Raw genomic sequence first — 13,540 nt, 5'->3', positions numbered from 1 at the left:
GTTACCAACCCCAATAGTTTAGATCTTTACGCATTTTTAGTTGTCTTATTATATTTAGTGGTTTGGATTTTAGTTTATCGCTACTTTGTAAAAATTCATTAGCTGCATTTAATACGCGCTGGCTAGATTGACCATCGGTATATGGATGAAGTTCCTGGCAATAGCTTTCAATACTTTGCATTAAATCACTAGGTTTAGTAAGCGCATGTTCAATAGCTGCTTCTACTTCATCAGCATCGGTAATATCAAGTAAATGAGGAAGTGGTTTTTGATTGCAAAATGTTACTACCGGTTTACGTAGTAGTAAAAACATTAAAAGAACTGACGAAGTATCGCACAGCATAACATCGGCAGCTTGCAGTAACGGCAAGACGTTATCGGTTTCAATAAATGTTAGGTTTTCGTTACTCAACGCTTTGTATTTATTAACCCATTCGGTAGGCATTTTAGGATGAAATTGCATCAAAATACGCCACTTACCTTGTTTACTAAAATGTTTTATTTGCTCATATAATTTAGGAGCAAGTGACAGCTTTCGTGAGAAAGTAGAGCATATAAGTAAAGTAGAGCGAGAGTCGTCACTTACATAAGGATTATTTGAAGTATTGCTAAAAAGTGGATCGAGCGTTGGCCAGCCAGTTTCAGCTACTTTAAAGAAACCATGCTGCTTAGCTAGCTCTTTAAATCGGGTTGTTGTATTTGGACCTTGCGTACAATATAAATCGTAACAACCACGAATAGTAAAATGCCCACGATTACCTTCAGAGCTGCGCTTTTCAGAGTTAAAACCATGAAATACAGCTACTTTTTTACCCGGAATAAAGCTCGGTACTATATTGCCCGGTATAAATGTAATGTTTGGAGACCAGCTTTTAACATCTTTTATGGTATGTAAACGCTGCTCGTTTGTGGTTAAAAAATCGGGGTTTACTTCGCTACCAGCTAAAAACCAGCGTACTTCACCACCATATGCCAATATTTGCGCCTGCAAAGGTCTCAAGATAGCGTATGAATAATTCTGAGAAATATACATCAAGTATTTTTTATTTTTAGTGGCAGTTAAGTAGTTCAAGCTATCTCCTCAGGCTGGTTAGCACATTAAGTTTACCCCATTGCGACTTGCTTATAAATATATGCCTTTATTTGTTTTAAGCATCCGATTGAGCTTTGAGGTTGGCTAGATTATTATACAGCCCATATAACCCCATACCATACTTTGCTCAAAGAGCATCCCTAACCCCGGAGATAGCATGACTAGCTATAAAGTTTTAGACGTAAACGATGATTTACCCATTCGTACCAAAGGTGAAGTACACAGCGGTAAAGTTCGTTCAGTTTATTGGTTAACTGATGAAGACAGCGCACGATTAATTAAAGACAAAGGCTACCAAGTACCGACAGGTACTGAGCTTGCTATTATGGTTATTTCAGACCGAATTTCTGCATTCGATTGCATTTGGCAAGGCGAAAATGGTTTAAATGGCGTACCAGGTAAAGGTATAGCGTTAAACTCAGTGGCAGCCCATTGGTTTAAGTTATTTGATAAAGCAGGCCTTGCGGGTAATCATATTGTTGATATTCCACATCCGTATGTGTGGATTGTACGCAAAGCCAGTACAGTAAAAGTAGAGGCAATTGCTCGCCAATATATTACGGGTAGCATGTGGCGTGACTACGCTAAAGGCATACGTAACTTTTGTGGTATTGACTTGCCTGAAGGCTTAAAAGCGAACCAAAAGCTTGATAACGTTTTAATTACGCCATCAACAAAAGGTATTATTGAAGGCGTTGCTGATATTCCGCCAGTTGATGATGTAAATATTACTCGCGCTAACATTACTAATAACTTAGATGTATTTAACTTTAAATCGGCAGATGATGTAACTAAATACGAAAAACTGTTAGTTGAAGGTTTTAAATTAATTAGTGATGAACTAGCTAAGCTTGACCAAATTTTTGTAGATACTAAGTTTGAGTTTGGTTATGTAGAGGATTTAAATGGCGCGCAACAGCTTATATATATTGATGAAGTAGGCACGCCTGATTCGTCACGTATTTGGGATGAAGCAGCTTACAAAGGCGGTAAAATTGTTGAAAATTCTAAAGAGGGTTTTCGACAATTGCTTATTAATAACGTGCCAGAGAGCGACGTATTATTAAATAAAGATCGCATGAGTGAGCGTGAGCAGTTAGCTAAAGATTATATTTTACCAGAATCAGTAATGCTTGAAGTGTCAAATACCTATGTTGGCATAGCGAGTAAAATTGTTGGCAGAGATATTGTGATCCCTAAAGATCCTCGCCAAGAAGTAATTACTATTTTAGATAACGATTACGAATTAATTGTTAAATAGCAGCACTTAAGTGCTAACAAAGCCAGTAACTAAGTCTTTATTTTTAGTTACTGGGCTATAATTCTTGCAATTAGTGCTCGTCTCTAATTAACTTAACCTAACATTAATATTTAGGTGTTGTTATGTTTGAGCGGGCATTGCAAAAGTTTGCTAAAAGACATTGTTTTTTAGCTATAGGTTTGTTTTTTAGTCAGTTTGCTTTAAGTGCAAATATTGAATTAGTAATAGAGGATCAACACGGCCAAAAGTTATCAGGTGCAGTGGTTGAGCTTAATGTTGCTGATAAGCAAGCCACACCTTCAAATTTGCCCACTGCCATAATGGATCAAGTCCATAAGCAGTTTTTACCCGAATTATTAGTTGTACAACAGGGTCAAAAAGTTAACTTTCCTAACAGCGACAATATTCGCCATCATGTTTATTCTTTTTCACAAGCTAAGCCTTTTCAACTAAGATTATATTCAGGGCAACCAAAAGAGCCCATTACGTTTGAGCAACAAGGGGTTGTTGTTTTAGGGTGTAATATTCATGACTCTATGGTTGGCTATATCTATGTAGCGAGTAGTGAATCCGTATATAAAACAGATAAAAAAGGCTATGTTAGTTTGCCTATTAATATACTGTCTGCACAAGTGAGTGTGTGGCACCCTTTACAAACAGCGCCATTGGAGAATAAAAAAATTATAACAATCAATTCTCAAAAAAAGTTACAGATAACAGTAAACACATCGACCCCAGCACCTAGAAATACCTTTGGTAGTAAGTTTAAGGCTGGTAATGACTAATAGTTTACGAAATCGCATAACCATTTTATGTGTTGGCTTAGTGTTATTAACCACTATGGTCAGCTTGTTTAGTTTTTGGTGGTCTACGAGTAAGTTTCAAGAAGAAAAAGTAAATCAAGACATTACCGTAGCGCAAAATGTTTATAAGCAATATTTAAAATCAAAAGAAAGCCTACTACTAACCGCAGCAAAAGTACTCACCTCCGACTTTGGTTTTAAGCAAGCTGTAGCAACGCGAGATGCCGGGACAATAAGCAGTGTGTTGTTTAATCATAGTCAGCGTATTGATGCCGAATTAATGCTGCTACTTGATTTATCGGGTAGGCTAATTTCCGCCAATACTGACGAAGACGCTTTTGCACATAACTTAAAGCCGTTAATGGAAGAGCTTTTAAGTGCGCCAGAAGAGTCTAGTTTTGTGGTGCTAAATAACGAGCTTTACCAAATTATTTTATTACCCGTAAGAGCGCCACGTACAGTGGCCTATAGTTTGGTGGGCTTTAAAATTGACGACAATGTAGCGAATGAACTAAAAAGCTTAACGGGCATGGATGTAAGCTTTATAGGCAGTGCTGATGATATTGTTATTAGCTCATTAGCTAATCGCCCAGAGCCATTTGAACCCGTTAATTACTTTAATACAGTGACTACATCACGCTTTTTGGGGGAGTACTTAGTGTATCGTAATCGCGATATAAATTTACCATCCCTGCTAACTCACCCCATTATTATTTTACTAAGTGCCGATTTAACTCAAAGCTATAGCGACTTCGAAAAACTTCTTTTTACACTCATTATATTAGCTATTTTAACTATGTTTGTAGGTGTTATTACTAGCAGTTTATTTGCTAATAACTTAACGACACCGCTAACCCAGCTCGCTGTTATTGCAAAGCAATTTGCCCAAGGTAATTATACTTTTGAATTTAAAGGGCAAAAGCAAAGTACAGAAATAGCCACCTTAGTTGCCGCTTTCGATAGCATGGGTAACGATATAAATCAGCGTGAACAGCAAATTAGTTTTCAAGCCAGACACGATTCCCTAACAGGCTTTTATAATCGCTCGGCAATGCTTGAGGTGCTTGATGATGAGTTAGATTCATCAGCCGAGTACACGCTCGTTGCAATAGACATCAAAGGTCTTCGCCACATAAACGATAAGCTCGGTCCGCGCATTGGTGATGACTGCCTAAAGGCGGTTGCTTGCAGAATAAGTGAGTTTTCGGATGAGTTAGGGGGCTTTCATGCTCGTATTGGCGGCGATGAGTTTTTAACTGTGTTTCCGACTGCGGCAGCGCGCGAACACAAAAGCGGTATTGTTGGCTTAATGGCACAATTACAAGCGTGCTACACCATTCAAAAATTAAAAATTAACTTACGCTTTAGTGCAGGCATTGTGCAGTATCCTACACAAGGTATTGCAAGTGATGACTTAATGCGCCGTGTGCTAATTGCAGTTGAAAGTGCTGCAAACACACAAGAGAGCATACATTACTATCAAAATGGCGAAGACGAAGCGCACTTAGAGCGCTTAATAATGCTTGATGAACTAAAGCAGGCTATTAGTGATGACGATGGTCAATTGTTTATGACTTATCAGCCAAAATTACATTTGAAATCGCAAAAAATAGATAAAGTTGAGTCGCTTATTCGCTGGCAGCGAAAAGATGGTAGCTGGGTTAATCCTGAACTGTTTATTGACTTAGCCGAGCAGTCGGGGCTTATTATTGAGCTTACTGGCTGGGTTGTTAATACGGTTGTAGCACAAGTAGCTGATTGGCAGTCTAAAAATATAAACTTACAGGCTGCAATAAATGTATCTGCGCAAGATATAGCATTCCCAGGCTTTCATGCTGCATTAGTTCGTACGCTCAAAAAGTACAAAGTAGATCCTAAGCTGATCACTATTGAGCTTACTGAGCGCGATATGATCGAAAATGAAGAAAAAGGTATTAAAGCGCTCGAAAACCTAAAAGCAATTGGCGTTAAAATATCATTAGATGATTATGGCGTAGGGCAAACATCACTTGGCCGATTAAAAATGCTACCTATTGATGAGCTTAAGCTAGATAAGTGCTTTATCCTAAAACTTGATGAATCGCAAAAAGATCAATTTATAGTGCAATCATCAATTACGTTGGGGCATCAGCTAGGTTTCTCGGTTGTAGCGGAGGGGGTTGAAACGCTTGGCTCATTAAATTTACTTAGAGATATGCAGTGCGACCATGCACAAGGTTATTACTTAAGTAGGCCTTTAAAAGCAAAACTATTAGAAGAATGGCTGGAGGAATACTATGCAAAAGATTAAGTACTTATTAGCAAGTTTGTTTTTAATAGTTAGTGTGCCGAGCATTGCAAGCAATGGAAAACTGCTAGCTACGCCGGGAGTTTCTCAAATTGAAGGCAGTGGCGGCGGGGGGATTGTACCGTGGGCACAACTTGCTGGGTACGCAAGTGATGATGAATTTTCGGTAAATGGCTTTTGTAGCCGCGCAAATGTAACCGACTACACACTTGACGTATGTGGTGCACAACTTAATTTATTTAATCGTGTTGAGCTTAGTTATGCCCAACAGCGCTTTGATGTACCAGCACTTGATGCTGAAATAGAGCAATCAATTACAGGTGCTAAAATACGTTTGTACGGCGATATAGTTTACAGTGATTGGCCACAACTTAGCTTAGGTATTCAGCATAAATCACTGGATGATGGCAGTATTGCAACACTTGTAGGCGCAGAAGATACTAGCGGCACTGACTACTACCTCGCTGCTAGTAAATTACATTTAGGGGCCATTGCTGGTTATAACTGGTTTTGGAACGTAACTACACGATACAGCGAAGCTAATCAACTTGGTTTGCTTGGCTACGGTGGAGAAAATGGTAGTGGTAAAGTGCTATTTGAAGGCAGCACAGCACTATTTTTTAGTCGTGAAATAGCCGTAGGTGTTGAGTATCGTCAAAAATCAAATAACCTAAACTTAGGCGAACAAGATTGGAAAGACTTATTTGTAGCATGGATGCCTAATAAGCACGTAAGTGTGACAGCGGCTTACCTTGATTTAGGAAGCATTGCAGGAGCTGACGATCAAACAGGTTGGTATTTATCGGTAACAGGGTATTGGTAATGAAAAGCGTTGGTATTTTTATAGTCTGCGTAGGATTGCTTTGTAGTTGTGCTAGCTCAACGCAATTATCGCTTTATCAAAAGCTCGATGGTAAAGCGGGGATAGGCAGAATTGTTGATAGCTTTATCTATCAAATAGGTAATGACGAGCAGATAATTCATTACTTTGAACACAGTAATATAGCGTACTTTCGCCAAGGGTTTATTACTCATATGTGCATGTTAGTAGAAGGCCCATGTACATACGATGGCGACTCTATGGTGGCTATTCATACTGGTATGCATATTACAGAGAAAGATTTTAATCATGTTGTTGATTTGCTTATAAATGCAATGAATGAGCAAAATGTTAGCCATAGTTTACAAAACGATATTCTTTCTAGAATGGCGCCACTTCGTGATGAAATCATAAAAATGTAACTATAAAGCTTTCAAAGTAATTATTAAGTAAAGGGAACCTTGCTTTGATTGCATTGTCCACATAGAATTATTTCATAAAAACAACAATTGGCAAATATAGCTTGTATGGCTTATCTATTTATTTCTCGCAAAAATGTACACGCAAAATACTATAAAAAAATAATCAAAAAATTGTCGATGAATTGCCAATTACACATCATGGGAGCGCCTAAGCTTTCTGCTGTGAAATATTTAAAAGATGCGTTCCAAGTTAATTTTACTGGTGTAGTCAACTCTCAACTAAAACGTAAAAGAGCACGTAATACAACTTGGAATAATTCTATCATTACTGCGGTTTATAGTGCTGGTTTAGTTTTATTTGAACGATTACGATACGCTAAATATTTAGCCTTATTAACCGAGACTAATCCTGAATGTATTGTTATTTGGAATGGCAATAAACTTCCAAATACAACCGTTGCTATGGCTGCAAAAGCATTAGGTGTAAAGCAGTTTTATTATGAAAATGGTTTACTACCCGGTACAAGCAGTTTAGACCCTAATGGTATTAACTATAATGCGTCGTTAAGCCGTGACCCTTCTTTTTACCTAAATTTTGACCCACAAAATAAGTTAAACTTTTCTGCGCCGGATTTAATTCCAAGAGCTGATCATAAAAAACGCTGTGAATTTGAGTGCGCCGATGTGCCAGAACGCTATATATTTGCGCCTTTTCAAGTACCTCACGATACTCAATTAGCGAGTTTTTCGCCATGGATAGATTCCATGGATATGTTTTATGAGGAAGTGATTAAAGCCGTCAAAAGCTTAAACGATCCAAGTTTAAAAGTGGTTTTTAAAGAGCATCCGTCATGGCATAAACATTACACTCATCTTTATGAAAAAGATCCGATTGCCATTTTTGCTAATGGAAACCAAACAAGTGACTTAATTGAGTGTTCTGAAGCGGTAGTAACGATTAATTCAACAGTCGGCTTAGAAGCATTACTGCTAAATAAACGAGTATTAACTCTTGGACAAGCCTGTTACAACATTGAGGGGCTGGTAAAGCATGCAAGCACTGCAGAGCAGCTAGCAGAGAATATGAACGAAGTTGCGCAGGGCTGGCAACCAAATACATTATTAAAGGATAAATTTTTTAGCTTTATTGAACATGTATATTGTATTCCTGGCGTTTGGAAATACACTGAAGATAAACACATTAAAGCGATTGAAGCGCGTTTTACGGGTAATGACGAGTTTGCTAAGTATCATGGTGATAAGGAATCGTAGTGAAAAACCTAATTAGCTGTCAGCAATTACACGAGCAAATTAATAATCCTGCATTAGTGATATTTGATGCAGGTATGCTGCGCCCAGGTGTTTTGGGTACTTATTCGCCACAAGCAATGCTGCCCAACGCTAAACGTTTTGACATAAAAAATGAGTTGGCCGATAGAACAAATCCCTTACCAAGTACGGTATGCAGCGAGCAACAATTTACTCATGTTATGCAAAATACAGGCGTAAATAACGATTCGTTTATAGTTGTATACGAAGATGGCGGTTTATTTAGCGCGGCAAGGGCGTGGTGGATGTTTAAAGCTATGGGGCACCACAACGTAAAAGTACTCAGTGGTGGCCTTAAAAAGTGGTTAGAGAGCGGTTACGCCACACAGCAAGGTTATAGCAAATCGTTAGGTAAAGGTGATTTTACGGGAAGCTATAATTCTGAGTATTTTATCAATAGCCAACAAGTGGTTGACGCAATTGATGAGCCCAGCACTGTATTGCTAGATGCACGTGCTTATAAGCGTTTTACAGGCGAAGAAAGTGAACCCCGAAAAGGCATGCGTAGCGGGCATATCCCAAATAGTCGCTCGTTGCCTTTTATGGATTTACTTAATAAAGGTGAAGCTAAACCACTTGCCGAAATTAAAGCGATATTTAGTGACGTGGTTGATGATGCGCGGCAGTTACAGTTTAGCTGTGGGTCAGGTATTACAGCCTGTGTTTTAGCGTTATTTGCTACTGAATGTGGTTACAGTAATTTAAGCGTTTATGATGGCTCGTGGAGCGAATGGGGGGCAAGTGATTCATTACCCATCGCCACAGGAGAAAAGTAGATGTGTTGGATATGTAAAGCTTGCTCACGTTAAAACGCAGCGCCTCTAAACCTCTTTGTGAATAACAGTATTTAAAAATATTACTCACAAGGAGAAGTGAAAGAGAAGAAAGTGAGAAGGTAAAAACCAGTGCTTACTCGTATTTGAATACTATTTTTATACAATCACTTACTCTAAAAGCGCAGCGCCTCTAAACCTCTTTGTGAATAACAGTACTTAAAAATATTACTCACAAGGAGAAGTGAAAGAGAAGAAAATGAGAAGGTAAAAACCAATGTTTGCTCGTAGTTGTATTAAATAGCTTTTACTTTTTAAAACCATAAGGGCAGTTTTTACAACCATTTTTGCAGCACGAACCACGCTTTAAAAAGAACCACTTACTAAATACCATGTAACCACTTTGCATGGTGTAGTCGAGCCCTTCAATTAAATTGTCGTTACCTCTAAATTGCTTTGCAAAGTCTATTTGGGTTTTAATAGGTTGTGTATAAACACCCTCTAAAAAAGTATTTATTTTATTAAGCGTACACTTGCGGCATAAACAACTTGTTGCTGTGATATCAAGCGGTAAAATAGCCGGCAGCTCATTGCACCAACACGCTGATATATCGTCTACATTACACGTTAAAGTACTATGGCATTGAGTACAGTTAAGTTCAGTCATTATAATTCTTTTTAGTAACAGTGAGCCAAGAATAACAAATATTATGAATACACAAAAAGCATTAGCTGAATTTATTACATTTGGTGAGCAAAGGGATGAAGCTATATCGGTTATCGTTTCAAGCCCTGCTGATAGCAATAAAACTCATTATACTCTCTCAACCGAGGTTTTAATTGATGTGCTTAAACGCTGTTTAAGTAACGAAATAGACTTAGATGATTTAGAGCTTTGGGCAAACGTAATTGAATCGCGAGATGACATTGATTGTGCTGAGCACGAAGGTTTTATTTATGCGCTCAGTAATAGCGAGCAAATGGGAGAGCTTAATCATCAAAAGCTTGCTCAAATAGTTGCCTTAGTAAAAATTTGATTTGTTTAAAAAGCGAGGTTTAAAACCTCACCTACAAAAAAACCGCACTTCAATTGAATGCGGTTTTTTAAATTGAAGACGATCGTTTTAAGCGATTACTTATGATATCCCAAGCACGTTTCTACTTCGTTTTTAGAGCCTAAAATAACAGCTACTCGCTGGTGGATTGCATCAGGCTGAATATCCATAATACGCTCGGTACCGGTTGATGCGATACCGCCAGCTTGCTCTACTAGCATAGCCATTGGATTTGCTTCGTAAAGTAGGCGTAATTTATTTGGCTTTTTAGGATCTTTAGTGTCTGTAGGGTAAGTAAATAAACCGCCACGGCTAAGCACGCGATGTACATCGCCCACCATTGCTGCAATCCAGCGCATATTAAAGTTTTTAGCGCGCGGGCCTGTATCGCCTGCTAGCAAATCATTGATATAGTTTTGCATAGCTGGCTGCCAATGGCGTTGGTTAGACGTATTAATGGCAAATTCGTTTGTATCAGCAGGAATGCTTGCAAAATCTTGTGTAAGTAAAAAGCTGCCTTGTGTTTTATCAAGAGTAAACATGCGCGTGCCTTTACCTGTAGTCAGCGCAAGCATTGTTGATGGCCCGTAAAGTACGTAACCTGCAGCAACTTGCTTATGGCCAGGCTGCATAAATATGCTTTGATCAGCAGCGTCAGCGCCTTCAGGCGCTTCCATAATAGAAAATATAGTACCCACAAGTGAGTTAATATCCGTATTTGACGAGCCATCGAGTGGATCAAATGCCACTATAAATTTAGCGTCTGGGTTACCTGCTACTGTGTAGTCTTCTTCTTCAGAGGCGATTGCTTTAACCGTACCTGATTCCAGTAAAATATCTTTTAACAGCTGATTAGATAATACATCGAGCTTTTTTTGAGTTTCACCTTGAATGTTCTCATCAAGGGTTGAGCCTAATACGCCAGAAAGCGCGCCTTGACCAACGCGAAACGAAATTTCTTTACATGCTGCTAAAATTGTTCGAATTAATGATAAAAGTTCTCTTGAACAACCATCTTCAAGTAATACTGGAGGGAGTCTACGCATTCTATTTTCCTGATAACGTGTTAAAACCAATCATAATGTGAGAGAGATTAGCTTAGAGCGCTGAAATTCGTCTTAAATAACTGTATTGTTTAAATAGCACCCTATAATGGGACCACCTAATCGTACTTAAAACACAAATAACAAAGATAAGATTATGAAAAAAATACCACTACTAAGTTACATATTCTTTACTGTGCTGTGCTCTATCATAACTCAAGCGCACGCAGCAATTAAGTCAATTGATGAATTTACTACGCAAATGAATCATTTTCCGGGCTATTATTCGTTTTTTTACGATACCCAAAACGGAAAAGTATATTTAAAAGTTGATAAGTTTGAACAGCAATTTTTACTGCAGCAAAGCTTGCCTTACGGTATTGGCTCTAACGACATAGGTCTTGATAGAGGTCAGCTTGGTAATACTCACCTTGTGCAGTTTGAGCGTTTTGGTGACAAAGTAATGCTACGTGCTGTAAATACTTACTATCGTGCTAATACAAGTAATAAGGCTGAACAGCAAAGTATTAAAGAGGCGTTTGCATCAAGTATACTTGCTGGTTTTAAAGTGGTCGCAGAAGATAAAGCCACAGCACTTATTGATTACACGCCTTATTTATTAAGTGATGTACATGGCGTAAGCCGCACGCTTGCTGCACGTAAGCAAGGGAACTTTAGCCTTGATGAATCACGTAGCGCCGTTTATATGAATCGCTCAAAAGCATTTGTAAAAAACACTGAGCTTGAAGCCGTACTTACATTTAAGGGCACAAAACCAGGTGAATTTGTTCGCCAAGTAAGTGCCGACCCTTATGCGCTTACTGTTCATATGCATCATTCACTTATTCAATTACCAGATGATAACTACACGCCTCGTAAGTTTAATCCGCAATCAGGTTTTTGGAGTATAGAACATAAAGATTACGCAGCGCCGCTTGGTGAGTCTATGTATGTGCGTTATATACCGCGTCATCGTCTAACTAAAAAGGACTCAAGCTTACCTATTAGTGAACCTGTTAAACCAATTGTTTATTACCTTGATCCTGGCGTTCCAGAGCCTGTAAAAAGCGCTTTGCTTGAAGGTGGAAAGTGGTGGAACGACGCATTTACTGCTGCAGGATATAAAAATGCATTTATAGTAAAAGTGCTGCCAAGTAGCGCCGACCCTATGGATATTCGTTACAACGTCATTCAATGGGTACACCGTGCAACGCGTGGTTGGTCATACGGAAGTTCTGTAATTGACCCACGTACAGGTGAAATACTAAAAGGGCATGTAACACTTGGCTCATTGCGTGTTCGCCAAGATATTTTAATAGCTGAAGCACTCGCTGCTCCTTATTTAAAAGGCAATGAAGTTGCTAAAAACTTGCAAGCAATGGCGCTTGATCGTATTCGCCAATTAAGCGCACATGAAATTGGCCACACGTTAGGTATTTCTCATAACTTTGCAGCATCGGTAGGTGATAGAGCTTCTGTAATGGATTACCCACATCCGCTACTTAGTTTTAATGAACAAGGTAAGCTTGATGTAACGCGCGGGTATGCAACAGGCATGGGCGTATGGGATACCCAAGTAATTAAATATGGCTATAGCGATTTCACTAACCAAGATGAAAGCGCAGAACTCGCTGCTATTTTAAAAGAGAACAAAACTAAAGACCTTGAGTTTATATCAGATAGCGACGCTCGTGCTAAAGGTGGCGCACATCCAACAGCTCATCTATGGGATAACGGCACTAATCCTTCTCAGGAGCTTTTACGAGTACTCGACGTACGTAAAAAAGCGCTTTCGCAGTTTGGTATTAATAATATTAAAACGGGCGACTCATTATCGCAATTAGAGGAAAAACTAGTTCCGCTTTATCTGTTTCACCGTTTTCAGGTTGAGGCTGCAGTGAAGCTTATAGCCGGTGTTGATTACGAATACGAAACACGCGGTGACTCACCCGTAAAAGGTGCACAAGTCGTTAATAAAAAAACACAGCAAGAAGCGGTAAACGCTATTTTTGCAACGCTTAAGCCAAGTAACTTATTACTTCCTGAATCGGTACTATCGCTAATTCCGCCAAAAGCGTATGGCGAGTCTAAGTCGCGCGAGAGCATAGTTGGGCGCACAGGGTTAACGCTCGATGCAATGGCATTACCCGAGGTTGCAGTGCAGCACAGCTTGTCGCTTTTATTAAATGCACAACGTTTAAACCGCCTAGCGCAGCAACAAGCACGTAGTAATGACTTTTATAGTTTAGATGAGTTACTTGAGGGGCTATATGGCCAAGTGTTTAACGCGTCATCACCTAATACAATGACAGGTAAAATAACTCAGCGCATGCAATTTTTAACTGCGAAAACCATGGCTGATTTAGTAGCAAGCGATAGTGCAAGCCCTGAAGTGCAGGCGCAGTTACGTTACTACTTAGTTAAGTTGAGTGAAGACTTTAACCAAAACTCAATGCTGAGCCATACAAGTACTGGCGAGAGTGCATTTAAGCAATATTTAGCAGAGCAAGTAAATCAGTTTTTAATTAAAGGGCAATGGCCAAACAACTTTAAAGTGCTGCCAATCCCACCAGGCTCACCAATTTAGAATAAAAAGTAGAAGCGCTTATTTTAAATCAATCATTTAATCAATTACAAAGCAAAACACCGAGTAT

The 13,540-nt window shown here is 39.0% G+C and carries 12 protein-coding genes; 9 read left to right on the top strand and 3 right to left on the bottom strand.

The genetic code is table 11. The features are described from left to right. Window position 1: 1 nt before the first annotated feature. The gene (locus RB214_RS14640; protein ID WP_290192234.1) at window positions 2-1,072 is read right to left on the bottom strand and encodes a CDP-glycerol glycerophosphotransferase family protein; all 1,071 of its coding nucleotides are present in this window, start codon (window positions 1,070-1,072) and stop codon (window positions 2-4) included. Between the two features lie 178 nt (window positions 1,073-1,250). Here RB214_RS14640 and RB214_RS14635 point away from each other — a divergent pair, with 178 nt between their 5' ends. The 7 genes from RB214_RS14635 (at window position 1,251) to RB214_RS14605 (ending at window position 8,791) form a co-directional block, all read left to right on the top strand. After that, window positions 1,251-2,354 carry a phosphoribosylaminoimidazolesuccinocarboxamide synthase gene (locus RB214_RS14635; RefSeq protein ID WP_309167671.1) on the top strand — a complete coding sequence of 368 codons (1,104 nt, stop codon included), beginning with the start codon at window positions 1,251-1,253 and terminating at the stop codon, window positions 2,352-2,354. 122 nt (window positions 2,355-2,476) lie between these two features. Beyond that, the gene (locus RB214_RS14630) at window positions 2,477-3,139 is read left to right on the top strand and encodes a methylamine utilization protein (protein ID WP_309167670.1); all 663 of its coding nucleotides are present in this window, start codon (window positions 2,477-2,479) and stop codon (window positions 3,137-3,139) included. Beyond that, window positions 3,132-5,447, top strand: coding sequence for an EAL domain-containing protein (locus tag RB214_RS14625; RefSeq protein ID WP_309167669.1), 2,316 nt, complete (start codon window positions 3,132-3,134; stop codon window positions 5,445-5,447). Before RB214_RS14630 ends, RB214_RS14625 begins: the two co-directional genes overlap by 8 nt. After that, entirely contained in the window at window positions 5,434-6,267 is an 834-nt protein-coding gene (locus RB214_RS14620; protein ID WP_309167668.1) for a DUF3034 family protein, read from the top strand. Before RB214_RS14625 ends, RB214_RS14620 begins: the two co-directional genes overlap by 14 nt. Then, on the top strand, window positions 6,267-6,686 hold the full coding sequence (locus tag RB214_RS14615) for a group 1 truncated hemoglobin (protein WP_010553315.1): 420 nt from the start codon (window positions 6,267-6,269) through the stop codon (window positions 6,684-6,686). Before RB214_RS14620 ends, RB214_RS14615 begins: the two co-directional genes overlap by 1 nt. 105 nt (window positions 6,687-6,791) lie before the next feature. Beyond that, window positions 6,792-7,958: a capsular biosynthesis protein gene (locus RB214_RS14610; RefSeq protein WP_309167667.1), complete on the top strand. Its 1,167-nt coding sequence runs from the start codon at window positions 6,792-6,794 to the stop codon at window positions 7,956-7,958. Then, complete coding sequence (locus RB214_RS14605; protein WP_309167666.1) at window positions 7,958-8,791, top strand: sulfurtransferase; 834 nt, start codon at window positions 7,958-7,960, stop codon at window positions 8,789-8,791. Before RB214_RS14610 ends, RB214_RS14605 begins: the two co-directional genes overlap by 1 nt. Before the next feature lie 304 nt (window positions 8,792-9,095). On the opposite strand, the gene RB214_RS14600 is transcribed toward RB214_RS14605, so the two are convergent. Beyond that, on the bottom strand, window positions 9,096-9,455 hold the full coding sequence (locus RB214_RS14600; protein WP_309167665.1) for a DUF5522 domain-containing protein: 360 nt from the start codon (window positions 9,453-9,455) through the stop codon (window positions 9,096-9,098). Window positions 9,456-9,498: 43 nt separating this feature from the next. Between RB214_RS14600 and RB214_RS14595 the strand changes: the two genes are divergently transcribed. Further along, complete coding sequence (locus RB214_RS14595; RefSeq protein ID WP_007581969.1) at window positions 9,499-9,825, top strand: hypothetical protein; 327 nt, start codon at window positions 9,499-9,501, stop codon at window positions 9,823-9,825. Window positions 9,826-9,920: 95 nt separating this feature from the next. Here RB214_RS14595 and RB214_RS14590 read toward each other — a convergent pair whose 3' ends face one another. Further along, window positions 9,921-10,889, bottom strand: a complete 969-nt coding sequence (locus RB214_RS14590) for a class 1 fructose-bisphosphatase (RefSeq protein ID WP_309167664.1) — start codon at window positions 10,887-10,889, stop codon at window positions 9,921-9,923. Window positions 10,890-11,043: 154 nt separating this feature from the next. On the opposite strand from RB214_RS14590, the gene RB214_RS14585 reads away from it, so the two are divergent. Beyond that, complete coding sequence (locus RB214_RS14585) at window positions 11,044-13,473, top strand: zinc-dependent metalloprotease (RefSeq protein WP_309167663.1); 2,430 nt, start codon at window positions 11,044-11,046, stop codon at window positions 13,471-13,473. Window positions 13,474-13,540 lie beyond the last annotated feature (67 nt).

Origin of the sequence: Pseudoalteromonas sp. HL-AS1 (assembly GCF_031198785.1) — a bacterium.
GTDB classification, from domain to species: Bacteria; Pseudomonadota; Gammaproteobacteria; order Enterobacterales; family Alteromonadaceae; genus Pseudoalteromonas; species Pseudoalteromonas distincta.
The sequence above is the reverse complement of the archived record's forward strand: the minus strand, read 5'-3'. Positions and strand labels throughout refer to the sequence as shown.